At 64.8% G+C, this 22,506-nt stretch carries 21 protein-coding genes; 15 read left to right on the top strand and 6 right to left on the bottom strand.

What is annotated here, in order from left to right; translation table 11 throughout:
• Positions 1 to 31 precede the first annotated feature (31 nt).
• The 6 genes from LH20_RS01610 (at position 32) to LH20_RS01585 (ending at position 7,210) form a co-directional block, all read left to right on the top strand.
• Entirely contained in the window at positions 32 to 1,336 is a 1,305-nt protein-coding gene (locus LH20_RS01610) for an IS701 family transposase (protein ID WP_053552719.1), read from the top strand.
• A gap of 735 nt (positions 1,337 to 2,071) precedes the next feature.
• Positions 2,072 to 2,557: a GFA family protein gene (locus LH20_RS01605; RefSeq protein WP_053552718.1), complete on the top strand. Its 486-nt coding sequence runs from the start codon at positions 2,072 to 2,074 to the stop codon at positions 2,555 to 2,557.
• Positions 2,554 to 3,042 carry an AAC(3)-I family aminoglycoside N-acetyltransferase gene (locus LH20_RS01600; RefSeq protein ID WP_083455243.1) on the top strand — a complete coding sequence of 163 codons (489 nt, stop codon included), beginning with the start codon at positions 2,554 to 2,556 and terminating at the stop codon, positions 3,040 to 3,042. Before LH20_RS01605 ends, LH20_RS01600 begins: the two co-directional genes overlap by 4 nt.
• Before the next feature lie 33 nt (positions 3,043 to 3,075).
• Positions 3,076 to 5,886, top strand: a complete 2,811-nt coding sequence (gene polA, locus LH20_RS01595; protein WP_053552717.1) for a DNA polymerase I — start codon at positions 3,076 to 3,078, stop codon at positions 5,884 to 5,886.
• Positions 5,883 to 6,377 carry a hypothetical protein gene (locus LH20_RS01590; protein WP_053552716.1) on the top strand — a complete coding sequence of 165 codons (495 nt, stop codon included), beginning with the start codon at positions 5,883 to 5,885 and terminating at the stop codon, positions 6,375 to 6,377. Before polA ends, LH20_RS01590 begins: the two co-directional genes overlap by 4 nt.
• Before the next feature lie 143 nt (positions 6,378 to 6,520).
• Positions 6,521 to 7,210 carry a CDP-alcohol phosphatidyltransferase family protein gene (locus LH20_RS01585; protein ID WP_053552715.1) on the top strand — a complete coding sequence of 230 codons (690 nt, stop codon included), beginning with the start codon at positions 6,521 to 6,523 and terminating at the stop codon, positions 7,208 to 7,210.
• Between the two features lie 24 nt (positions 7,211 to 7,234).
• Here the strand turns inward: LH20_RS01585 and LH20_RS01580 are convergent, their stop codons facing one another.
• A complete protein-coding gene (locus tag LH20_RS01580) occupies positions 7,235 to 8,125 on the bottom strand; it encodes a prephenate dehydratase (RefSeq protein WP_053552714.1) in 891 nt (296 codons plus the stop codon).
• Between the two features lie 167 nt (positions 8,126 to 8,292).
• Here LH20_RS01580 and LH20_RS01575 point away from each other — a divergent pair, with 167 nt between their 5' ends.
• On the top strand, positions 8,293 to 8,940 hold the full coding sequence (locus LH20_RS01575; protein WP_053552713.1) for a c-type cytochrome: 648 nt from the start codon (positions 8,293 to 8,295) through the stop codon (positions 8,938 to 8,940).
• Positions 8,940 to 9,368, top strand: coding sequence for a c-type cytochrome (locus LH20_RS01570; RefSeq protein ID WP_053552712.1), 429 nt, complete (start codon positions 8,940 to 8,942; stop codon positions 9,366 to 9,368). Before LH20_RS01575 ends, LH20_RS01570 begins: the two co-directional genes overlap by 1 nt.
• A gap of 74 nt (positions 9,369 to 9,442) precedes the next feature.
• Here LH20_RS01570 and LH20_RS01565 read toward each other — a convergent pair whose 3' ends face one another.
• The gene (locus LH20_RS01565; protein WP_053552711.1) at positions 9,443 to 10,312 is read right to left on the bottom strand and encodes an LOG family protein; all 870 of its coding nucleotides are present in this window, start codon (positions 10,310 to 10,312) and stop codon (positions 9,443 to 9,445) included.
• A 37-nt stretch (positions 10,313 to 10,349) separates the two neighbouring features.
• The gene (locus LH20_RS01560; protein ID WP_235527077.1) at positions 10,350 to 11,042 is read right to left on the bottom strand and encodes an extensin family protein; all 693 of its coding nucleotides are present in this window, start codon (positions 11,040 to 11,042) and stop codon (positions 10,350 to 10,352) included.
• Between the two features lie 182 nt (positions 11,043 to 11,224).
• Between LH20_RS01560 and LH20_RS01555 the strand changes: the two genes are divergently transcribed.
• The 5 genes from LH20_RS01555 (at position 11,225) to LH20_RS01535 (ending at position 17,353) form a co-directional block, all read left to right on the top strand.
• Positions 11,225 to 12,352 (top strand): phosphoserine transaminase, encoded by a 1,128-nt coding sequence (locus tag LH20_RS01555; RefSeq protein WP_053552709.1) that lies wholly within the window; start codon positions 11,225 to 11,227, stop codon positions 12,350 to 12,352.
• 115 nt (positions 12,353 to 12,467) lie between these two features.
• Positions 12,468 to 14,054, top strand: a complete 1,587-nt coding sequence (serA, locus tag LH20_RS01550; RefSeq protein ID WP_053552708.1) for a phosphoglycerate dehydrogenase — start codon at positions 12,468 to 12,470, stop codon at positions 14,052 to 14,054.
• Positions 14,055 to 14,200: 146 nt separating this feature from the next.
• The gene (locus LH20_RS01545) at positions 14,201 to 15,316 is read left to right on the top strand and encodes an ATP phosphoribosyltransferase regulatory subunit (protein WP_053552707.1); all 1,116 of its coding nucleotides are present in this window, start codon (positions 14,201 to 14,203) and stop codon (positions 15,314 to 15,316) included.
• Between the two features lie 99 nt (positions 15,317 to 15,415).
• Positions 15,416 to 16,705, top strand: a complete 1,290-nt coding sequence (locus tag LH20_RS01540; protein WP_053552706.1) for an adenylosuccinate synthase — start codon at positions 15,416 to 15,418, stop codon at positions 16,703 to 16,705.
• 45 nt (positions 16,706 to 16,750) lie between these two features.
• Complete coding sequence (locus LH20_RS01535; protein ID WP_053552705.1) at positions 16,751 to 17,353, top strand: ferric reductase-like transmembrane domain-containing protein; 603 nt, start codon at positions 16,751 to 16,753, stop codon at positions 17,351 to 17,353.
• Here LH20_RS01535 and LH20_RS01530 read toward each other — a convergent pair.
• Complete coding sequence (locus tag LH20_RS01530) at positions 17,350 to 18,234, bottom strand: haloalkane dehalogenase (RefSeq protein WP_053552704.1); 885 nt, start codon at positions 18,232 to 18,234, stop codon at positions 17,350 to 17,352. The two genes, LH20_RS01535 and LH20_RS01530, sit on opposite strands and share 4 nt — an antisense overlap.
• 95 nt (positions 18,235 to 18,329) lie before the next feature.
• Between LH20_RS01530 and LH20_RS01525 the strand changes: the two genes are divergently transcribed.
• Positions 18,330 to 18,920 (top strand): NADPH-dependent FMN reductase, encoded by a 591-nt coding sequence (locus LH20_RS01525; RefSeq protein ID WP_053552703.1) that lies wholly within the window; start codon positions 18,330 to 18,332, stop codon positions 18,918 to 18,920.
• Here LH20_RS01525 and LH20_RS01520 read toward each other — a convergent pair.
• Positions 18,917 to 20,227, bottom strand: a complete 1,311-nt coding sequence (locus LH20_RS01520; RefSeq protein WP_083455242.1) for a spinster family MFS transporter — start codon at positions 20,225 to 20,227, stop codon at positions 18,917 to 18,919. The two genes, LH20_RS01525 and LH20_RS01520, sit on opposite strands and share 4 nt — an antisense overlap.
• 111 nt (positions 20,228 to 20,338) lie before the next feature.
• Between LH20_RS01520 and LH20_RS01515 the strand changes: the two genes are divergently transcribed.
• Complete coding sequence (locus LH20_RS01515; protein ID WP_053552702.1) at positions 20,339 to 21,925, top strand: amidase; 1,587 nt, start codon at positions 20,339 to 20,341, stop codon at positions 21,923 to 21,925.
• A 97-nt stretch (positions 21,926 to 22,022) separates the two neighbouring features.
• Here LH20_RS01515 and LH20_RS01510 read toward each other — a convergent pair whose 3' ends face one another.
• Complete coding sequence (locus LH20_RS01510) at positions 22,023 to 22,505, bottom strand: DUF2721 domain-containing protein (RefSeq protein ID WP_053552701.1); 483 nt, start codon at positions 22,503 to 22,505, stop codon at positions 22,023 to 22,025.
• Position 22,506: the final 1 nt, after the last annotated feature.

Raw genomic sequence — 22,506 nt, 5'->3', positions numbered from 1 at the left:
CATGGGGAGCCAGCTTTTATGGAGGCTGGCGATGTCAGAGGATTGGCGCAATGATCTTGAGGTTTGGCTGACGCCATTTTTGTCGGCGTTGCGGCACAAGGCGCGGAAGCGTGTGTGCCCGGCCTATATCGCGGGATTGATCGGCCCCGGTGACCGCAAGAGCGTGCAGCCGATGGCGGCTCGTGATGGTGAGTTTGGCTACGACCAACTGCATCATTTCGTCGCGGACGGGGTGTGGGATAGTGCGCCGCTCGAGGCTGTTCTTCTGAAGGAAGCCGATCGTCTGGTTGGAGACGAAGCGGGATATCTGGTCATTGACGATACTGCCTTGCCGAAGAAGGGCCGTCATTCGGTCGGCGTGGCTGCGCAATACGCCTCCTCCCTTGGCAAGACCTCGAACTGCCAATCCCTCGTTTCGGTGACGCTAGCGTCCGGGGAGGTTCCGGTGATGGTGGGCCTGCGGCTCTTTTTGCCTGAAAGCTGGACGGACGACGCCCCCCGCATGGAGCGCGCCCGTGTCCCCCAGGAGCGACAAGTCGCTCGCACAAAGCCGGAGATCGCTATCGAGGAGATCGATCGGGTCATTGCCTCGGGCACTCGGTTCGGCTGCGTTCTAGCCGACGCCGGCTACGGGGCGAGCGGCCCCTTCCGCCAGGCTCTGAGCGAGCGTGGTTTGCGGTGGGCGGTGGGCATGTCACGGCGTCAGAATGTCTATCCGGCAGACACCGGGCTGATCTTTCCCGAGGCAGCAACAGGCAGGCGCCGCAAATATCACGTCCCCGACCGCACCGCCGTTTCTGCCGAAAAGATGCTGGGAGAAGAAAAATGGAAGAAAATCAGCTGGCGACGCGGGACCAAAGGCAAGCTGACCTGTAAATTTGCGGCATGCCGCGTCCGGGTGGCCGATGGCCACAGGCACCGCATGAGTGACGGGCGGGTCCAGGCCATGCCCAGCGAGGAGGAAGTCTGGCTGGTGGGGGAACGGCGCGAAAGCGGAGAGCAAAAATACTATCTCTCGAACTTGCCAGCCGACACGCCGATCAAGGCGCTCGCCGGTGCCATCAAGGCGCGGTGGATCTGCGAGCAGGCGCATCAGCAGCTGAAGGAGGAACTCGGTCTCGACCACTTTGAGGGCCGATCATGGACCGGACTACACCGACACGCGCTGATGACGATGATCGCCTATGCCTTTCTTCAGTCCCGCCGTCTAAGCGCAGCGGGGCGGAAAAAAAAGAAACTCGGGACCGCCGCCGCAACCGACCATGCCTGCCGTCAGGCAGGCGATAATCAACCTCTTCGCAAGACCGCCACCGACGATCTGCCCTCACTGCAATAAACTGGTTACAGCGACCGATCCGAATAATCTGCCAAAGTAGTGTTAGCAAATCCGCACAAACGCAAACTGACCTCTTGTTCGAGGCAGGTCGCTCATTGTGGTCAGCGGTGTTTTCTGATACAAATCGGCTATTCCGTGGGGTGGCCTTCACAGGGTCCAAACGGGCGATAGACGCCGATTGTTCTTGAAACCCACAAATTTTTTTTCGACCCTTTTTCCCTTTAAAATCAATAGCGTAACATTTTGACTAGCCAGTAGTCGGTTTTTGTGCGCCCGAAGGCAATAATTTTATGGGATATCAATGGCTTAAGGTGGGTTTGCACGATTGAGTGGGAATGATACAAGGCCCTTCGGACGCCACCCACAATGCACCACCTTGCCGGGTTGGACACAGGAAAGGCTTGCTGACAAGGCTCATGAATCTCTGACCGCTAAGGCGCCTCGAATCCTGAAAGCGGGTTCAAGGCGTGCGAAAGCCATGCGACAGGGTCGTCGGGGATATCGACCGAGACGCGGCAGCTATCTCTATAGGCCCTATCTCGAAAGTCCGGCCGCTTGCTCGAACCGCACGGCCTTGCCCCTCAGGCACGTCGATATCTCCCGTTCAGCCGCTTAGGATATGGGAGTGGTCAGGCGGCGACGACGCCGGCGAGACGATGGGCCGATACCGCCGCCAGGCCGGTTTGCCGTGCGGCAGATTGTGAGCGACCGCCGCCTCTGGTAGCATGCGCGTCCATGAAGAGGATCGAAATCGAAGTCTCGGGCGGGTGCCAGTGCGGGGCGGTGCGCTATCATGCCACCGCGGTGCTCGACACCTCGCACATCTGTCACTGTCGCATGTGTCAAAAAGCGGTCGGCAATTACTTCGCCGCGCTCGTCGGGATACCCCGCGACGCGCTGGCCTGGACACGAGGCAAGCCCGCGGCCTTCAAGAGTTCCGATCCGGTCGAACGCGGCTTTTGCCGCGACTGCGGGACGCCGCTCTACTATAATTATCTTGGCGCCGATTATCTGAACGTGACGACCGGCTCGCTCGACGAACCCGCACGCTTTGCCCCCCGCCGACAATATGGCGTAGAGGCACGCCTGTCCTGGTTCGACAGCCTCGCCGCGCTGCCCGGCGACAGCGCGACCGAAGAGGTGATGCCCTCCGAGGCCGAAGCCATTCGCGCGAGCCGTCATCAGCATCCCGATCACGACACCGAGAATTGGCCACCGTGAATTTCTCGATCCGCCGCTTAGGTCCTGCCGACGCGGCCGCGATGCGCGCGCTCAATTGCCTCTACGCCGAGGCATTCGGCGATAGCGAGACCTATGCGCCCGATCGGCCGGACGACAATTGGCTCACGCGCCAGCTCGGCAACAACGCAGTCATCATACTCGTTGCCGAACAGAAAGGCGCAGTCGTTGGAGGCCTGACCGCCTACGAACTCCCCAAGCTCGAACAGGCACGTAGCGAAATCTATCTCTATGACCTCGCGGTGAGTGAGCCTGATCGTCGCCGCGGCATCGCAACCGCCCTGATCGGTGAACTCCAGCACATCGCCGCAGAGACTGGAGCCTGGGTCATTTTCGTCCAGGCCGACTATGGAGACGACCCCGCGACCGCGCTCTACACCAAGCTCGGCGCGCGCGAGGACGTGATGCATTTCGACATCGCTCCGCGCGCCCGGGAAGAACGGAAGAAACCGGGAACATCGCGCTAGGCCCCCTCGCCCGCCCCTGCTACACCCCGCGCCATGTCCGATAAGAATCATCTCTATCTGGTCGATGGCTCCAGCTATATCTTTCGCGCCTATCACCGCCTGCCGCCGTTGACGAACCCCCATGGCGTGCCCGTCGGCGCGGTCTATGGCTACACCACCATGTTATGGAAGCTGGCCAAGGACCTGAATGACGCCGAAGAGCCCACTCACCTCGCCGTCATCCTCGACCATTCGAGCCAGTCGTTCCGCAACGAGATTTACGACCAGTATAAGGCGAACCGGCCGCCGCCGCCTGAGGACCTGGTCCCGCAATTCCCGCTGATCCGTGACGCGACGCGCGCATTTTCACTCCCTTGCATCGAGATGGAGGGCTTCGAGGCCGACGATCTGATCGCAAGCTATGCCGAGGCCGCGGTACGCGAGGGCTGGGACGTGACCATCGTGTCATCGGACAAGGACCTGATGCAGCTCGTTCGCGAGCCCGCCGAGGGACCGCGCGTGGACATGCTCGACACGATGAAGAATGCCCATATCGGGCTGGAGGCGGTGAACGAGAAGTTCGGCGTCCCCCCCGAACTCGTCGGCGACGTGCTCGCGCTGATGGGCGACAGCGTCGACAATGTTCCCGGCGTGCGGGGCGTCGGGCCCAAGACCGCAACCAAGCTGATCCAGGAATATGGCAGCCTGACCGCAGCACTCGACGGTGCAGCGACGATGAAGCCCAGCAAGCTTCGCGACAATCTTATCGAACATCGCGCCTTGGCCGAATTGTCCCGCATTCTCGTCGACCTCAAGCGCGACTGCCCGCTCCCCGACCCCCTCGACGCGCTGAAACTTGGCGCGATCCCGCCGGAGCCGCTCAAGCGGTTCCTCGACGAACATGGCTTCCGGTCGCTTTCGGCGAAGCTCGACAACGGCACGGCGCCCTCGGGTCCGCCGACGCTCCCGCGAAAGGACGCCGCGCCACTTACCGCTTCGGCCGTGCCATCGACACCTGCCCTGCCGCTGATGCCGGCGATCGATCGCTCGCTCTACGAGACCGTCACGACGATCGAGGCGCTCGATCGCTGGATCGACGCAGCGCGGGCGGCGCATGTCGTCGCGGTCGACACCGAGACAGCAAGCCTCGACAGCGTCACCGGCACCCTTGTGGGGGTGAGCCTGTCCACCGGACCGGGCAAGGCATGCTACATTCCGCTCGGCCATGGCGGCACCGACATGTTCGCCGAAAGACCCGATCAGATACCCGTGTCCGACGCGCTCGGCCGTCTTCACGCGCTTTTCACCGACGAGGCGGTGCTGAAGGTTGGGCACAATCTTAAATACGACATCGGCGTGCTCGCGCAGCATGGGATCGGCATCGCGCCCTACGACGATACGCTGGTGATGAGCTTCGCTCTTGACGCAGGCAAGCACCAGCACGGACTCGACGAGCTCGCCAAGCTTCATCTTGAGCACACATGTTTGAGTTTCAAGGAGATCTGCGGGACTGGCAAGGCGCAGATCAGCTTCGCCGAGGTACCACTCGACCGTGCGACCGCCTATGCCGCCGAGGACGCCGAGGTCGCCTGGCGGCTGTGGCGGTTGCTCAAGCTGCGTCTGCCGATCGAGGGCGGCACCCGCATCTACGAAATGGTCGACCGCCCTCTGGCGACAATCGTCGAAGGGATGGAACGCGCGGGCATCATGGTCGACCGCGACTATCTTGCGCGCCTGTCAGGCGAGTTCGCGAACGACATGTTGCGCATGGAGGGCGAGATCCACGCCCTGGCCGGTCAGCCCTTTGCGATCGGCAGCCCGAAGCAACTCGGCGAGATCCTTTTCGACAAGCTGGGACTGAAGGGCGGGCGCAAGGGCAAGTCCGGGGTTTGGTCGACCGACCAGACTGAACTCGAGCGACTCGAACGCGACGGCGTACCGATTGCGCGCAAGATCCTCGAGTGGCGCCAGCTCGCCAAGCTCAAGTCGACCTATACCGACGCGCTTCAGGAACAGATCAACCCGGTGACCGGGCGCGTCCATACAAGCTACAGCCTCGTCGGCGCGCAGACCGGGCGGCTGTCCTCGACCGACCCCAATCTGCAGAATATTCCGATCCGGACCGAGATCGGGCGCCAGATTCGCGATGCCTTCATCGCAGCGCCGGGCCATGTGCTGATGGCGGCGGACTATAGCCAGATCGAGCTGCGCCTCGCTGCGCATATGGCTGACGTGCCCGAACTCAAGGAGGCCTTCGCGCAGGGGCAGGACATTCATGCCGCGACCGCGATCGAATTGTTCGGCGAGGTCAACCGCGACACGCGCGGCAAGGCCAAGACCGTCAACTTCTCAATCCTCTACGGCATCTCGCGCTGGGGTCTTGCCGGACGGCTCGAGATCACGCCCGACGAGGCGCAGGCGCTGATCGCCCGCTATTTCGAGCGCTTTCCCGGCATTTCGGACTATATCGCCGACACGCTCGAGAGCGCGCGCGCCAAGGGCTATACCGAGACACTTTTCGGGCGGAAGACCTGGTTTCCGCGCATCAAGGCGGCGAGCCAGAACGAGCGCGCAGGAAGCGAGCGCGCCGCGATCAACGCGCCGATCCAGGGCACCAGCGCCGATCTCATCAAGCGCGCGATGGCGCGCATGCCGGCAGCGCTCGCCGACGCGGGACTATCGGATGTCAGGATGCTGCTCCAGGTCCACGACGAACTCGTCTTCGAGGCGCCCGAAGAGAAGGCCGAAGCGGCGGGCGAGATCATCCGCCGCGTGATGATGGGCGCCGCCGAACCCGTCCTGACCCTCTCGGTTCCGCTGGAGGTCGAGATCGGGATTGGCAAGAGCTGGGGCGACGCGCATTGATCGCGGCTCTGCTTCTCCTTGCTGCCGACCCGCCTCCCGCGCCCGCCCCGCCCCCCGCCGAAGCGGCGCCCGTGCCGCCCGCACCGGTCGCGGACAGCGATATCCGCGAATATGCGGCAATCGTCGGGCGCAAGGCCGTGGGCAAGCCCGTGGCGGGTCCATTCGGCAGCGCCGACAAGATTTTGATCATCGCGCGCGATGACCGGGGCAATCCGGTGGTCGGCGCGAGCTTTGGCTTTCCGGTCCGCGAATCGCTGCCCGCCCCCCCGGCCGGCACGCTGGCCGTCTTGCGCCTCCATCAAAAGCCCAGCGTTGTCATGCCGGGACCGACCGACGACGATCTCGCCTTCGTCGCGGCGAACCGGCTGCCGCTCTTCGTGATCGGCGAATGGACACGCCCCGCACCGATGTGGGAGGTCGCTTGGCTCGACGGCGCAGTCCGCTATCGCACCGTGGGGGAAGTCGGCGAAATCGGGCCCTGGCGCGACTAGCGATAAACGTTGAACCGCCATGCAGGGCGGACGAGCCGACAGGGCAGGAAGGGCCCGCCCTTCCCTTGCCCGCCATTCGGGCCTATGACCGGCGGGTGACGTCTGGCTGACACAGATGTGACGGCCATCGACGAAAGGTCGACATGCACGACAAATTACCCGGTTCCGCGGCGGCGACAGTCCAGCCGCCGACGCGCATTCAACACAATATTCTCGCGCGCCATGAACGGCGCATTCTGAACTGGCTATGCGCGCGCCTTCCCCGCTGGGTGACCCCCGACCAACTGACCCTGCTGGGTTTTGCGGGCGCAGTGCTCGTCGCGGCGGGCTACATGCTGAGCTGGATCGACGACGAATGGCTGGGGCTGTCGCTTGCGGGCTATATCGTGAACTGGTTCGGGGACTCGCTCGACGGCAGCCTTGCGCGATGGCGCCACATCGAGCGCCCCTCTTATGGCTATTTCGTCGATCACAGCGTAGACGGGCTTGCCATTGTGCTGATCGTGGGAGGCCTTGGCGCCAGCCCCTATTTCCGCCTCGACGTCGCGCTACTGGGAGCGGTCGGCTATCTGCTGCTCGCGATCCACACTTTCCTGTCAGCGAAGGTGCTCGGCGAGTTCCGACTTTCCTACATGGCAGGCGGGCCGACCGAACTTCGCCTTGTCCTGATGGCGATGACGATGATCATGCCCTTGGTAGGGGGCGCGCCGGTGTTCGGCACTGAGTTTTCAGCCTTCGACCTGTTCGGGCTCGTCGTCGCCAGCGTCCTTGTGACGCTGTTCATCGTCCAGAGCTTCGCGACCGCCCGCCTGCTCCGCCAGCGCGGGGGTTAGGATCAGCGGCGCTGGGAGGCGCCGTCAGCCGCGCACCCGCGCCATCGGATAGGTGCCGAGCAGGCGGAGTGACTTGGTCTGGAAATCAAGCTCCTCGAGTGCGAGGTCAACCGCCTCTTCGCCCGGAGCGCCGACGATGTCGGCGTAGAAGGTTGTCGCAGCGAAGCTTCCGCCCACCTGATAGCTTTCCAGCTTGGTCATGTTGACGCCGTTGGTCGCGAAGCCGCCGAGCGCCTTGTAGAGCGCGGCGGGCACATTCTTTACCTCGAAGATGAAGGTGGTCATCAAGGGTACACCCTCGGGCAGCGTCGCGAGGGGCTCACGCGCGAGGACGACGAAACGCGTCATATTATGGTCGGCATCCTCCATCCCGGTGCCGTGCAGCGTCAGCCCGTAAAGGTCGGCCGCGTGCGGCGGTGCGAGCGCCGCTAGCCCCACCTCATCGCTGTCGGCGACCCACGCGGCGGCGCCCGCGGTGTCGCTGTGGGCAACCGGCGAGATATTGTTCGCGCGCAGCCAATTGCGGCATTGCCCAAGCGCCTGTTCGTGACTCATCGCGCGCGTGACCGGGCCCAGATCGCGGCTCATGAGGCCGTAGCGGATCGGCAGGAAATGTTCGCCGACGATCGACAGGCCGGATTCGGGCAACAGGAAATGAATGTCGGCGACGCGGCCGTGCAGACTGTTTTCAATAGGGATGATCGCGCGGTCGACGCGTCCCTCGCGCACCGCCTCGATCGCGTCCTCGAAGGCATAGCAGGGCAGCGGAAGCGCGGCAGGATCATATTGACGCGCCGCAAGGTCGCTGTTCGCACCAGGCGCGCCCTGAAAGGCAAGGCCGCGCGCAGGATCAGCGAGCGCCGCCGCCTTCATTTCATCGACCAACCGCTGCGCCGAAGCCGAATAACTGCCCATATCTGCCTTCCCTCAGGTGCGCGGCGGCGCATAGCCGGACGGTCCGCAGCGCGCAACTGCGCCGAGCGGACTTCATCCCCTTGCGCCGCCGCGCGCGCGCCAGTAAGGGAGCGGCCAATTCCTATCATGCGCCCCCTCCGCGGGCGCCAGCGAACGGGGCTGCAAGCATGGACAATCGCAACAATACAATTGCCGGGTGGGTCTTGTTCGCGGGCATTTGCGCGCTTGGACTGTCGATCGGCACCGGCATGTTGAATGCGAGCCACAATCCCGAAAAGCCCGGCTTCCCGATCGAAGACGCCGACGCCGGCGCAGGCGGGGGCGAATCGGCTGTCCCGCTCGCCAACCTCCTCGCCGCTGCCGACCCGGCAAAGGGTGAAGCGGTGTTCGCAAAATGCGCCGCGTGCCACACGATCAATGCGGGCGGCGCCAACGGCATCGGTCCCAATCTCTATGGCGCGCTCGGCAAGCCGCATGGTCATGTCCCGGGTTTCGCCTATTCGGATGCGCTGAAGTCGGTTCCCGGCAACTGGGACTTCGAAGGCATGGACGCCTGGCTTACCAGCCCACGCAAATATGCCCCCGGCACGAAGATGTCCTTCGCGGGTCTCAGCAACCCCGAGGACCGCGCCAACCTGATCGCCTATCTGAATACACAGGGGTCGAACCTGCCGCTGCCGCCGCCCGAAGCCGCGCCCGCGGCCGATGCCGAGGCTGCGGCAGCCGATACAGAGGCTGCACCCGCCGAGGGCGACGCGGCGGCGCCCCCCGCCGATGCCGCAGCTGCCCCGGTCCCCGCCGAAGCCAATAAATAATGCGCTGGGCGCCCGTCGTTCTGGCGGCGGGCGTTCTGACGCTCGCTGGTTGCGGAAAACCCGAAGACGCGCCTCGCGCCGAAACCACAGGCGCCGATGTGCCCGCGGCGGCGATCGAACCTACCGCAGCGATGGGCGAGCTGGTCTTCAAGCGCTGCGTTGCCTGCCACACGATCGACAAGGGCGGCACCAATGGTATTGGCCCCAATCTTCACGGCGTCGTCGGCCGCGCCGTCGCGGCGCATCCGGGTTTTTCCTATTCGGGGGCGATGAAGGCGAAAGGCGGAAACTGGGACGAGACCGCGCTCGACGCCTATCTCGCTGACCCAATGAGGAACGTGCCTGGCACCCGCATGGCTTTCGCGGGCGTCAAGGACCCTGCCGACCGCAAGGCGCTTATCCTCTATCTGGAAGCCCAGTCGAACTGACGCGACCCCGGCGCACTCGGAGTCGCTCCCCATTGCTCAGCCCCGTCTAGGCACCAGCTTTTGCTCGGGGCGGGTCAAGGTTGCGGGGCGTTCGCGTAGAAATCCTGGATGATCGTCCACGCCTCATCGGCCGTTTCCACGAAGCGGAAGAGGTCGAGGTCGCGAGCGCTGACCACGCCTTCCTCGACCAGTGCCTCGAAATTGACGACGCGGTTCCAGAAGGATTTGCCGAACAGCACGATCGGGATCGGCTTGATCTTGCCGGTCTGGATCAACGTCAGCAGCTCGAACATTTCGTCGAACGTGCCGAACCCGCCCGGGAACACCGCGACCGCGCGCGCGCGTAGCAGGAAGTGCATCTTCCTGAGCGCGAAATAGTGAAACTGGAAGCTCAGCTCCGGCGTCACATAACGGTTGGGCGCCTGTTCGTGCGGCAGCACGATATTGAGACCGATCGAATCGCGCCCTTCGTCGGCGGCGCCGCGATTGGCGGCCTCCATGATCGACGGCCCGCCCCCCGAACAGACGACGAAGTGGCGGCAGCCCTTGTCGTCGCACGGCACCTGGCTTGCGAGGCGGGCAAGGGCCCGAGCTTCATCATAATATTTCGCCTTGGCCTTCAGCCGCCGCGCAATGTTGCGAGTCTTGTCGTCGGTCGCCGCCGTCTCGAGCGCGTCGGCATCGACGGGTTCGGGAATTCGCGCCGAGCCATAGATGACGAGTGTCGACTCGATTCCTGCCTCGTCGAGCAGCAGTTCGGGCTTCAGCAGTTCGAGCTGGAAGCGGACCGGGCGCAGGTCCTCGCGGAGCAGAAAGTCGGTGTCCTGGAACGCAAGCCGATACGCAGCGCTCGCGGTCTGGGGCGTGGTAGTCGCCTGCTGGGCGAATTCGGCGTCGTCCTTGGCCTTGTGGAACCGCGAACGATAGGTTTTCTCTTTTGTCATTGGGGAGCGGCTAGCGATTTCCCCGCGCTTTGCCAAGTCACCGGCAGTATCCGTTGCCGCTCATGTCGAGATGGAAATGGTTGTAATGAGCGGCGTTGTAATCGGGGCTGAGCACCGTTCCGAAGCGCCGGCAGGCCGATTTGTGGAGCGCGCGAAGAAAATCCTGCGACGCCTTGTCGCCGTGCCAACCGCCATCGAGCATGATCCGCCGACCGTCTGCCAACACGAAGCCCGCGACATCGACTGCGTTCGACGAGGCATGCTGCGAGAGCCGCCCCGAACGGCCGCCATAGATGTTGCGGCAGCTATAGGTGCCGAAGGTCTCGATCTTCACCACTTCAGTGCCGAAATAGGCGCGCGCCGCGGGGCGCACCGCATATTGGGCCCAGGCGGCGAAGTTGCGCGCCAGCGGACACGTCATGGCGCCCAGATTGGTAACCGGCGTGCCGATGTCGAGAAGCTTCACCGAATCGATCGAGGTGCAGCCGCCGCCATGATCCTGATTGGGCAGCGGAGTGAAGCGCACACCCGCGCGCTGAAGGTCCACCGCGCACTGCTTCGCCTCTGCACTGGTAAAGGAGGGCGTGCCCACCGCTTGAGGGCGGTCGGGTCTCGAGGCGCTTGTCCGCTTTTTGCCGCCATATTGCTTCATCGCCTCGGGCGCACCGAAGCAGGCAGAAAGCGCGAGCGCTGCGGCGACTGCGAGGAGCATCCGGGGCTTGAGGGGCATCGGGATGGTCATCGCGTCAAAATACCGGCAAATTGGTAAAGAAGCTCTTAACCATTTATTCGGCTCACCGATAATTTCGCGCGGCCTGCGCAATTTATTTGACAGTTTCGCGGTCCGCCCTAAACGCGGCGCCGGGCCACGCGGTCCCAACGCCGCGCGCGCTCTCTGCAAGGAGAGACTACATGACTGAAGTGACGACGCCACAGGTGCGCCCGACGCGCCCCTATTTTTCTTCCGGACCCTGCGCCAAGCCGCCGGTCTGGTCCCCCGAGAAACTTGCGACCGAATCGCTGGGCCGCTCGCACCGTGCCAAGATCGGCAAGACGCGCCTTCAATATTGCATCGACCTGACGCGCGAGGTGCTGCAGCTTCCCGACACCCACCGAATCGGCATCGTGCCTGGATCGGACACCGGCGCCTTCGAGATGGCGATGTGGACGATGCTCGGCGCCCGTCCCGTCACGGCGCTCGCGTGGGAAAGCTTCGGCGAGGGCTGGGTCACCGACGTTGCCAAGCAGCTCAAGCTCGATCCGACTGTCATCCGCGCCGACTATGGCGCGCTTCCCGACCTTAGCCAGGTCGACTGGTCGAACGATGTGCTCTTCACCTGGAATGGCACCACGAGCGGTGTCCGCGTCCCCGATGGCGACTGGATCGCCGACGACCGCGAGGGGCTGAGCTTTGCTGACGCGACATCGGCGGTGTTCGCCTACGACCTGCCGTGGGACAAGATCGACGTTGCAACCTTCAGCTGGCAGAAAGTGCTCGGCGGCGAAGGCGGTCACGGTGTGCTGATCCTCGGGCCCCGCGCCGTCGAACGGCTCGAAACCCATAGCCCCACCTGGCCCCTTCCGAAGGTTTTCCGTCTTACAAAGGGCGGCAAGCTTGTCGAAGGCGTGTTCAAGGGCGAGACGATCAACACCCCCTCGATGCTCGCCGTCGAGGATGCGATCTTCGCGCTCGAATGGGCCCAATCCCTGGGCGGCCTCGATGGGCTGAAGGCACGTAGTGACGCGAATGCGGCTGCGCTCGACAGGATCGTTTCGGAACGCGAGTGGCTAAGCCACCTCGCCCACGATCCCGCGAGCCGGTCGAAAACGTCGGTGTGCCTTTCGGTTGCGGGCGCCGACGCGGATTTTATCAAGAAGTTCGCGGGCCTGCTCGAAGCCGAGGGTGCAGCCTATGACATCGCTGGCTACCGCGACGCCCCTCCGGGTCTGCGTATCTGGTGCGGGGCAACCGTCGACGCCGCCGATATCGAAGCGCTCGGCCCGTGGCTCGACTGGGCCTACGCCAGCCTGTCGGCCTGACCTGGCCCCTTCCCCTTCGCCCTGAGCTTGCCGAAGGGCCGTTCCTTCTTCGTGCCATCGCGAAAGAGTAGAGCTTCGACAAATCGGCACGAACGGATTTTTGAAAGCTATTGCCATGACTGCACCCAAAGTACTGATTTCCGACAAGATGGATCCCCGGGCTGCCGCGATCTTCAAGGAACGCGGCATCGACGTCGACGTGATCACCGGCAAGACCAAGGAGGAACTCATCGCCATCATCGGCAACTATGATGGCCTCGCGATCCGCTCGGCGACCAAGGTCACCGCCGACGTGCTTGCCGCGGCCACGAATCTGAAGGTCGTCGGCCGTGCCGGTATCGGCGTCGACAATGTCGACATTCCCGAGGCGTCGAAGAAGGGCGTCATCGTGATGAACACGCCTTTCGGCAACAGCATCACCACTGCCGAACATGCGATCGCGATGATGTTCGCGCTCGCCCGCCAGATTCCCGAGGCGAACGCCGGCACGCAGGCAGGCAAATGGCCGAAGAACGACTTCATGGGGGTTGAGCTCACGCAAAAGACGCTCGGCCTGATCGGCTGCGGCAATATCGGCAGCATCGTTGCCGAGCGCGCCCTTGGCCTGCGCATGAAGGTCGTCGCCTTCGACCCCTTCCTGACCCCCGAGCGAGCGGTCGAGCTCGGCGTCGAAAAGGCCGATCTCGACACCTTGCTCGCCAAGGCCGACTTCATCACCTTGCATACGCCGCTGACGGACCAGACCCGCAACATCCTGTCCAAGGAGAATCTCGCCAGGACCAAGAAGGGCGTGCGGATCATCAACTGCGCGCGCGGCGGGCTCATTGACGAAACAGCGCTCAAGGAGGCGCTCGACAGCGGCCATGTCGCGGGCGCGGCGCTCGATGTGTTCCAAACCGAACCGCCGGCGGCAGATCATCCGCTGTTCGGCACTCCCAACTTCATCTGCACACCGCATCTCGGCGCCTCGACCGACGAGGCGCAGGTCAATGTCGCGATCCAGGTTGCCGAACAGATTTCGGACTATCTGCTCACCGGCGGCATCACCAATGCGCTCAACGTACCGAGCCTGTCGGCCGAGGAGGCGCCGAAACTGCGTCCCTATATGAGCCTCGCCGAAAAGCTCGGCAGCCTCGTTGGCCAGCTCGCGCACGACAATCTCACGACCATCTCGGTCGAAGTCGAAGGCGCCGCCGCCGAACTCAATCTGAAACCGATCACCGCTGCGGTGCTCACCGGGCTGATGCGCCGCTATTCGGACAGCGTGAACATGGTTAATGCCCCGCACCTCGCACGCGAGCGCGGGCTCGACGTGCGCGAAGTGCGCCATGACCGCGAGGGCGATTATCACACCCTCGTCCGCGTCACGGTCGCGACCAGCCAGGGCGACCGCTCGGTCGCGGGAACGCTGTTCGGCAATAATGAGCCGCGTCTCGTCGAAATGTTCGGGATCAAGGTCGAGGCCGATCTCGATGGACACATGCTCTATATCGTCAACGAAGACGCGCCGGGCTTCATCGGCCGCATCGGCACCGCGCTCGGCGAGGCCGGACTCAATATCGGCACCTTCCATCTCGGCCGCCGGGCCGCAGGCGGCGAAGCGGTTTTGCTGCTGTCGCTCGACTCGCCTCTGCCCGAACCGATGCTCTGGCAGATATGCCAGCTGCCCGGCGTGAAGACGGTGAAGGGGCTGACGTTCTAGACCCGCCCCTGCCCTCCGTTCGCGTCGAGCGAAGTCGAGATAGCCATCGAAGACGCTCTCCCCTTCAGCGTATCTCGACGACGCTCGGCGCGAACGGACTTCGAGGCTGGTTGAATCCCTGCCTCCACCATCCTAAGGCCACCGCAATGACCAAGGCTCCCGCCCTGCTGCCCGAAGGCCTTCGCGACCGGCTCCCCCGCCAGGCAGAAGCGGCATCGCGCGTTACGCGCGCGCTCGTCGATGCGATGCGCTCGCACGGATATGGCCGCGTCGCGCCGCCCCTCGCTGAGTTTCGCGAGACACTGGGCGGCGACGACGAACGATCGGCGCGCGACCTTCTGCGCTTCACCGATCCCGTGTCCCAGCGAACGCTCGCGCTCCGCCCCGACATCACGCGGCAGGTCGGGCGTATCGCGACTTCGCTGTTGGCGCAGGCCCCCCGGCCACTGCGCCTTTGCTATGCGGGCCAGGTGGTCAAGCTGCGGGCGAGCCAGCTGCGTCCGGCGCGCGAGATGCTGCAGGTCGGTGCCGAGTTGATCGGCAGCGACAGCGTTGCCGCGGCACGCGAAATCGTGACCGTCGCCATCGACGCGATCGAGGCGGCAGGAATCGGCCGAGTCACCTTCGACTTCACCATGCCCGACCTTGTCGACCTGCTCGCGGGCGGACCGCTGCCGGTGACGGGCGATATCGAGGCACTGCGCGACGCACTCGACGCCAAGGACGCTGGCGCGCTCGTGCGGCTGGGCGCGGAGGCCTATCTGCCGCTGCTGCGTGCAACGGGGCCATTCGACCGGGCGATTGCTGACCTGCGGGCCTTCGACACCGGGAGCGTGCTGGCCCGGCGCCTCGATGCGATCGAGGCGATCGCCGCCCCGGTGCGCGAGCGCGTAAACCTCACTCTCGATCCGACCGAACGCCACGGCTTTGCTTATCAAAGCTGGTTCGGCTTCTCGATCTTCGTTGCCGGACAAGGCGCGCATATCGGGCTCGGCGGCAGCTATGCCATCCCGGTCGGGGGCGGCCAGGAAGAACCCGCGGTCGGATTTTCGCTTTACCCCGATCCGCTGATCGACACGGGCCTGGGCGGAGAGGACATTTCCGAGCGCCGCATCTTTCTGCCGCTCGGCCACGACCCAGCGATCGCCGCGAGCCTGCGCGCCGACGGCTGGCAGACGGTTGCGGCGCTGACCGATGCCGAGGATGCCAGGCGGCTCGGCTGCGGGTGGGTGCTGAGCGCTGAAGGGCCGGCGGAGGCCTGACGCGTCCCCGAGAATAATGCCCCCCGCGACCCTTGCCTCCACGAAGGAATCGGCTAAAGCCGCGCGGGCCTTGGAGCCCGCACACAGCAGGACAGCATCATGGCAAATGTTACCGTCATCGGGTCGCAATGGGGCGACGAGGGCAAGGGCAAGATCGTCGACTGGCTCGCGAGCCGTGCCGACGCAGTCGTCCGCTTTCAGGGCGGCCATAACGCCGGGCATACACTCGTCGTTGGCAACCAGACCTACAAGCTGTCGCTGCTTCCCTCGGGCATCGTGACCGGCACGCTGTCGATCATCGGCAATGGCGTCGTCCTCGACCCCTGGGCCCTGCGGGACGAGATCACCAAGCTGCGTGGCCAGGGAGTAAAGATCAATCCCGACAATTTTGCCATCGCCGATAATTGCGCGCTCATCCTGCCCTTTCACCGCGACCTCGATGCGCTGCGCGAAACCGCGGCCGGCGCGGGTAAGATCGGCACGACCGGCCGCGGCATCGGCCCCGCCTATGAGGACAAGGTGGGGCGCCGCGCGATTCGTGTCTGTGACCTTGCGCATCTTGACCATCTCGAACCCCAGATCGACCGCCTGACCGCGCATCATGACGCGCTCCGCGCGGGTTTCGGCGAGCCGCCGATCGACCGCGAGAGGCTGAAGGCTGACCTTGCCGAAATCGCCGACTATGTCCTTGAATATGCGCAGCCCGTGTGGAAGCGCCTGAAGAAGGTGCGCAAGGCCGGCGCGCGCATCCTCTTCGAGGGCGCGCAGGGCGTGCTGCTCGACATCGACCACGGCACCTATCCCTTCGTCACCAGTTCGAACACGGTGAGCGGTACGGCGGCGGCGGGTTCGGGGCTTGGCCCCTCTGCCGTCGGCTTCGTGCTCGGCATCGCCAAGGCCTATACAACGCGCGTCGGCAGCGGCCCATTCCCGACCGAGCTCGAGGATGAAACCGGCCAGCGGCTGGGCGAGCGCGGCCATGAATTCGGTACCGTCACGGGGCGCAAGCGCCGCTGCGGCTGGTTCGACGCGGTGCTGGTGAGGCAAAGCTGCGCGGTGTCGGGCGTTACGGGTATCGCCCTCACCAAACTCGACGTACTCGATGGGTTCGAGAAGGTACGGATCTGCACGGGCTACCGCCTTCGGGGCAAGATTCTCGACTATTTCCCGAGCCACGCGGCAGACCAGGCCGCGGTTGAGCCGATCTACGAGGAAATGGATGGCTGGAGCGAGTCGACGGCGGGCGCGCGCAGCTATGCGGACCTTCCGGCACAGGCGATCAAATATATCCAGCGCGTCCAGGAGCTGATCGAGACCCCAATCGCGCTCGTCTCGACCAGCCCGGAGCGCGAGGACACGATCCTCATCCGCGACCCGTTCAGCGACTAGGAAAGCCAGGCACGCCCGCTATAATCCTTCCATCGGGAGGGGCCTATGGCGGCGCGAACCGACGGATGGAACGAAGGCGGACGGCTGCTGATCCTGCTGACAGCAGCGCTGCTCGTCATGAGCGCGACGATCATCGCCACCACGGGCAGCGGAATCGACGGCACACGCATGCTCATCCGCGCGACGGCGCGCTCCTCGCTTGTCCTCTTCGCCGCCGCCTTCATGGCAAGCGCGCTCCTCCGCCTACGACCCGCGCCCGCGACACGCTGGGCCATGCGTAACCGGCGCTGGTTCGGGCTGGCTTTCGCATTTTCCCACCTTCTTCACCTGCTCGCCATCCTCTGGCTGTTCGGCGTCCAAGCCGACCAGGCGCCTCCACCCCCGATCTCGACCCTCGTCGGCGGAGGACTCGCCTATGTCTTCATCACCCTGCTCGCCGCGACCTCGTTCGACGGTGCCGTTGGAAGGCTGGGCGCGAAGAACTGGCAGCGGCTGCACAAGGCCGGGGTGTGGTACATCTGGCTGATCTTCATGGTCAGCTATGGCCGCCGCGCCGCGGTCAACCCCAACTATATCCCGCTGGCGCTGCTGCTCATTGCAGCTGCCGCCATCCGTTTCCTTCCGGCTCGGCGGAGAGCGATCGCTTAGCGGGCCCCCGCGACGTCGCAGATCGCAGCGACGAAGCCCGCCGGATCATTCTCCTGGATGAAATGCCCGCCATGCAGCGTGCGATGCGCCATGCCGCGTGCGCCCGGCACGCGTTCGACAAACAGCGCATCGCCGCCGCGCGTGATGGGATCGCCATCGGCAAAGCAGCAAAGGAAAGGCTTTTCGAATCGTTCAAGTGCCTCCCACGCGCGCTTCTGATCGGGCACCGCTATATTGGCGCCGAGCGGGACCAAGGACGGGAAGAGGCGCGCAGCGACCATCGACGCGCGCGTCGGAAAGGGCGCGTCATAGGCGGCGATCTCCGCCGCGGTCAGCCGCTTTTTTGCGCCCGCATGGACGATCCGCCCGATCGGGAAGACCGGGCTGTAGCGCGCGAAAGCGCGCCAGATTGCAAAGGCGCGCGGCGCCGGCTGACCCTCCGGCAGGCCGCCGTTCGACAGCGCGACACCGGCGAAGCGCCCGGGCATTTCGGCAACGAGCCGCAGACCGATCAGCGACCCCCAGTCCTGACAGGCGAGGATGATATCCTCAAGATCCAGCGCCTCGATCCACTGTCGCATCCATGCGACCTCGGCCGCGTAGCTGTAGGCGGTACGGTCGAGCGGCTTGTCCGAACGGCCGAATCCGATGAGGTCGGGCACCACGGCGCGAAAGCCTGCCGCCACGACCGGTCCGATCATGCGGCGGTAGAGATAGCCCCATGTGGGTTCGCCGTGCAGCATCAGGACCGGCTGCGCAGCGCGCGCCCCTTCGTCCGCATAATGGACGCGCAGTCCGCCTCCAATTTCCAGGTAGTTCGGCGCATAAGGCCAGTCCGGCAGCGCCGCAAAGCGCGCGTCCGGCGTGCGGTAGATGCGCATGATATCTCCCCCCTCTTCGGCGCGGCCAGCTTAGGGTACGGGGCTGTGTGCGCAAGCGCTTCCGTTTTTGCATGCCGCATGGCACCTAGCAGGATATGCGCCGCTCTATTCTCGTCTTCTACGGAAGCTACCGCCGCGACCGACAGGGCATCAAGCTCGCGCGCTGGATCGTCAAGGCCATCGCCGCACGCGGCGATGACGCCGAGCTGATCGACGCGAAGGCGGTCGATCTGCCGATGCTCGACCGGCGCCACAGCGACTATGGTGCAGGACAAGCCCCCGCGGCGATGAACTCGCTGGCCGATCGCATCGCGGCGGCCGACGGCTTCGTCTTTGTCGCCGGCGAATATAATGGCGGACTCCAGCCCGGCCTCAAGAACCTGGTCGACCATTATCTGCCGCAATTCGCGTGGCGGCCCGCAGCGATCGCTTCCTACTCGGCAGGCCCTTTCGCGGGCATCCGCGCCGCGACCGCGTGGCGCACCACGCTGGGCGCGATGGGCATGGTGGTGACGGCGACGCCGCTCAGCCTCGCGCGGATCGGCGGCGCCTTCGACGACGAGGGCACGCCGGCGGGCGAAGACGGGGCCAGGATCGCGAAGGCCTTTCCGCGCTTTGCCGACGACCTTTGCTGGTGGATCGACGCCGCGCGCTCGCAGCGCGCGCTCGTCGACCCGCCTTTCTAACCCGACTTGAGCTCGCGCTCGAGGCGCAAGCTGGCGCGCCAGAAGAAGAAGGCAGGGATCAGCCCGAGCCACGCGGCGCCATAAAGAACATAGCGCACGCTCTCCTCGCCATATGCGGGCGCGAGCGCGTCCGAAAAGACCCCGAAGAGAAACGGCCCGAAGCCGAGCCCGATGAGATTCTGTCCGAACAGCATGATCGACGCCGCGACCGCGCGCGCCTGCGGCCGAACCAACCCCTGTACGCAAGCATAGGCGGGACCGTAATAGGCCGCATTGATGACGCTCGGCACGATCAGCAGCGCCATCGCGATCCGCCAATCCTCCATCACATATCCCAGGAACAGCAGGGGCGCGACGAGCGCCATCCCATAAGCCGGCAGGGTCAATATATGCCGCTTGTCGCGCCGCCCGAAGACGTCGGCCGCCTTGCCGCCGAGCCATGTTCCGAACGCCGCCGCCAGTCCGAGAACCACCGCCATCGACAGCCCCGCTTCCGTGGTCGACAGGCCGTGGCTGCGGATGAAGAAACTGATCGTCCACAGCGCCTTGCCATAGCCGAGAAAGGCGGTGACCGATGCGGCGATAAGGATGTAGACGAAGGCGCGCGAGGCAAAGATCTCGCGCAGCGCCGCGCTGGCGGGAAGCTGCACCGGCGCTGTCTTAACGGTCTCGGCCACGCGATGGTGCCGCGGCTCACGCATGAAGACGAGGACGATCAGCGCAAGCAGCAGCCCCGGTGCGCCCACCAGCATCAGCGCGATGCGCCAGCCGTAGAGGTCGTTGACCACACCGCCGAGTATCAATCCGAGCAGCGAGCCGACCGGGACGCCAAGTCCGTAGAAGGCGATCGCCGACGAGCGCTTCTCGGCCGGCACACTGTCGGTGATCAGCGAATGCGCGGCCGGCGTACAGCCCGCCTCCCCCACGCCCACACCGATCCGCGCAAAGAGCAGTTGAACAAAATTCTGTGCAAGGCCGCAAACCGCGGTCATTGCCGACCAGATCGCGAGCGCGGCCGCGATGAGTCTTACCCGGTTTGTACCCTCCTTGTCTGCGTGGCGCGCGATCGGGATGCCGAGCAGCGCATAAAAGACCGCGAACGCAGGCCCTGCGAGCAATCCCAATTGGGTGTCGCTGAGGCGCAGACTGGTCTTGATCGGCTCGGCGAGAATGTTCACGATCTGCCGGTCGAGGAAGTTGAAGATATAAACAACCAGCAGAATCCACAGCATGGTCCGCGTCTGCGCGGAAGGGCCGTGGGCAAGGGGCGACCCGGGCCCTGCGGCAAGGGCAGGTTTTTCGTTCATTCTTGTCTCCGGCGGCGACAGAGCAGAGCTGGGTCAGGCCTGTCAATGCCGGGGCGCCGGCACAAAAATTGCCGCTTGCAATTGCCCTTACGGCGTCCGAGCCTGCTCGCCATGAAAATTTTTTCCTCGCTCGCCGCGCTGACGGCGGCTGCCGCCATCCTGCCGCTCGTCCCGGCCTCCGCGATCCCGCCGCCGCTCCCCGACATCGCGGGCAAGGATGCTGCAACGCTGCAGGCCGAAATGACCGCGGGATCGATCGACAGCCAACTCATCACGAGCATCTACCTCGACCGCATCCTGAAGATTGACGACAATGGGCCCAAGCTGAATGCCGTGATCGCAACCTTTCCCGACGCGCTCGCCGAGGCCCGCCGGCTCGATGCCGAGCGCCGCGAGGGAAAGGTTCGCAGCCCGCTCCACGGCATCCCGGTTCTGCTCAAGGATAATATCGAGGCGGCAGGACCCGTTCCCACCACCGCGGGCTCGCTGGCGCTCAAGGACAATGTCACGGGCCGCGACGCGCCGCTCGTCGCGCGGCTGCGCGAGGCGGGTGCAGTGATTCTGGGCAAGACCAATCTTTCGGAATGGGCGAACATTCGCTCGAACAACTCGACGAGCGGCTGGAGTGCGGTTGGCGGACTGACAAAAAACCCGTACGCGCTCGATCGCAACACCTGCGGGTCTTCGGCAGGAAGCGGTGCGGCGATGGCGGCGAGCCTTGCGGCGCTGACGGTGGGGACCGAAACCGACGGTTCGATAACCTGCCCGTCGGGGCTGAACGGCGTTGTCGGCTTCAAGCCCACGGTCGGGCTCGTCAGCCGCACCTTCATCGTACCGATCAGCCACAGTCAGGACACGGCGGGGCCTATGACGCTGAGTGTGCGCGATGCCGCCGCCATGCTGAGCATCATCGCGGGCAGCGATCCTGCCGACCCCGCGACCGCCGAGGCTGATGCGCACAAGACCGATTTCGCGGCCGCGCTTTCGCCCGACGCGCTCCGGGGCAAGCGCATCGGCGTGCTGCGCGACCGCATCGGTTCGCGCGCCGACATCGCCGCGCTGTTCGATGCGGCGCTTCTGCAGATTGCCGATCTTGGCGCCACGATCGTCGAGATCAAGGACAGCCAGTCGGGTATCGAGGGGTTGGGCGACGCCGAATTCGAGGTGCTGATGACCGAACTCAAGGCCGACATGAACGCCTATCTGGCGAGCTTGCCCGCGCGAGAGGGCCCTAAGAACCTCGCCGATCTGATCGCCTTCAACAAGGCTCACCCCGAGGAACTGCGCTGGTTCGATCAATCGCTATTCGAACTCGCCGAGACCAGGGGCGGCCTCGATAGTCCCGCCTATCTTGCCGCCAAGGCAAGGGCCGCTCGGCTCGCCGGTCCTGAGGGGATCGACAAGCTGCTGAAGGATCACGGCGTCGACCTGCTCGTCGGCGTGACCAACGGTCCCGCCTGGACCAGCGACCTCGTGAACGGCGACCATTATACAGGCCCGAGCGTGAGCGACCTTCCCGCGGTCGCCGGCTATCCGCACCTCACAGTGCCGATGGGCGCTATCGAGGGTCTCCCAGTGGGCCTTTCCTTCATAGGACCGAAATGGTCCGACGGCACGGTGCTTGCGGCTGGACATGCCTATGAGCAGGCAAGCGCCAAGCGGATGGCGCCAACCTACCGAGTGGGTCTGGCACCATAGCGCCATCCCCCTCTGTGCACCGAGCGTGGCCGAGTTCACCCTCGCTGTTGAGAGGGGCCTTTAGAGTCGCTCGCCGCGAACGAACCGAGAAAGGGTGTTACCGCCGCTGCCGCCGCAGCCAGCCCATTTCCTCCCCCTCGAGAAGATCCATCGGAACCTGGATCGCGCGGATGGCGAGGCGGACCTCGACGAGGAAGAGTAGCAGAGACACGAGAAGCAGCAGCATCGCGAGCGCGAAGGCCCACGACGCGGCGACACCGAGGTTGAGCCCGGTAAAGGCCTGTGTGAAAAGCAGCGCGACGAGCAGACAGACGACGATGCCGCAGGCGACTGCTGCGAGGATTGAGTCATTGATGACCCGCATCCGCCGGTCGGCGGAGCGCAGCTCGGCGACCACCCGCGCATGCTCCTCGCCCTCGGTCTCCGGCCAGCGCGCCATCAACACCCGCGAGCGGTCGACTACACGCGACAGCCGGCCCGCGAGAACGTTGAGCAAGCTGCCGGTTGCCACCAGCAAAAACACCGGCGTGACCGACAACTGGATCGTCTGGGCTATCGCACTCGCATCCAAGTCCTGCACC

This window comes from Sphingopyxis sp. 113P3, from assembly GCF_001278035.1.
Classification (GTDB): domain Bacteria; phylum Pseudomonadota; class Alphaproteobacteria; order Sphingomonadales; family Sphingomonadaceae; genus Sphingopyxis.
Note: the sequence above shows the minus strand (reverse complement) of the source record. Positions and strands in the feature narration are given on the sequence as shown.

What these genes read in the sequence shown, in the direction of transcription:
- LH20_RS01520 (WP_083455242.1), bottom strand. Translation starts at nt 20,227, where the DNA reads ATGAACGAAAAACCTGCCCTTGCCGCAGGGCCCGGGTCGCCCCTTGCC.
- LH20_RS01575 (WP_053552713.1), top strand. Translation starts at nt 8,293, where the DNA reads ATGGACAATCGCAACAATACAATTGCCGGGTGGGTCTTGTTCGCGGGC.
- LH20_RS01585 (WP_053552715.1), top strand. Translation starts at nt 6,521, where the DNA reads ATGCACGACAAATTACCCGGTTCCGCGGCGGCGACAGTCCAGCCGCCG.
- LH20_RS01555 (WP_053552709.1), top strand. Translation starts at nt 11,225, where the DNA reads ATGACTGAAGTGACGACGCCACAGGTGCGCCCGACGCGCCCCTATTTT.
- LH20_RS01515 (WP_053552702.1), top strand. Translation starts at nt 20,339, where the DNA reads ATGAAAATTTTTTCCTCGCTCGCCGCGCTGACGGCGGCTGCCGCCATC.
- LH20_RS01605 (WP_053552718.1), top strand. Translation starts at nt 2,072, where the DNA reads ATGAAGAGGATCGAAATCGAAGTCTCGGGCGGGTGCCAGTGCGGGGCG.
- LH20_RS01560 (WP_235527077.1), bottom strand. Translation starts at nt 11,042, where the DNA reads ATGCCCCTCAAGCCCCGGATGCTCCTCGCAGTCGCCGCAGCGCTCGCG.
- LH20_RS01580 (WP_053552714.1), bottom strand. Translation starts at nt 8,125, where the DNA reads ATGGGCAGTTATTCGGCTTCGGCGCAGCGGTTGGTCGATGAAATGAAG.
- serA (WP_053552708.1), top strand. Translation starts at nt 12,468, where the DNA reads ATGACTGCACCCAAAGTACTGATTTCCGACAAGATGGATCCCCGGGCT.
- LH20_RS01535 (WP_053552705.1), top strand. Translation starts at nt 16,751, where the DNA reads ATGGCGGCGCGAACCGACGGATGGAACGAAGGCGGACGGCTGCTGATC.
- LH20_RS01525 (WP_053552703.1), top strand. Translation starts at nt 18,330, where the DNA reads ATGCGCCGCTCTATTCTCGTCTTCTACGGAAGCTACCGCCGCGACCGA.
- LH20_RS01565 (WP_053552711.1), bottom strand. Translation starts at nt 10,312, where the DNA reads ATGACAAAAGAGAAAACCTATCGTTCGCGGTTCCACAAGGCCAAGGAC.
- LH20_RS01545 (WP_053552707.1), top strand. Translation starts at nt 14,201, where the DNA reads ATGACCAAGGCTCCCGCCCTGCTGCCCGAAGGCCTTCGCGACCGGCTC.
- LH20_RS01610 (WP_053552719.1), top strand. Translation starts at nt 32, where the DNA reads ATGTCAGAGGATTGGCGCAATGATCTTGAGGTTTGGCTGACGCCATTT.
- polA (WP_053552717.1), top strand. Translation starts at nt 3,076, where the DNA reads ATGTCCGATAAGAATCATCTCTATCTGGTCGATGGCTCCAGCTATATC.
- LH20_RS01570 (WP_053552712.1), top strand. Translation starts at nt 8,940, where the DNA reads ATGCGCTGGGCGCCCGTCGTTCTGGCGGCGGGCGTTCTGACGCTCGCT.
- LH20_RS01540 (WP_053552706.1), top strand. Translation starts at nt 15,416, where the DNA reads ATGGCAAATGTTACCGTCATCGGGTCGCAATGGGGCGACGAGGGCAAG.
- LH20_RS01530 (WP_053552704.1), bottom strand. Translation starts at nt 18,234, where the DNA reads ATGCGCATCTACCGCACGCCGGACGCGCGCTTTGCGGCGCTGCCGGAC.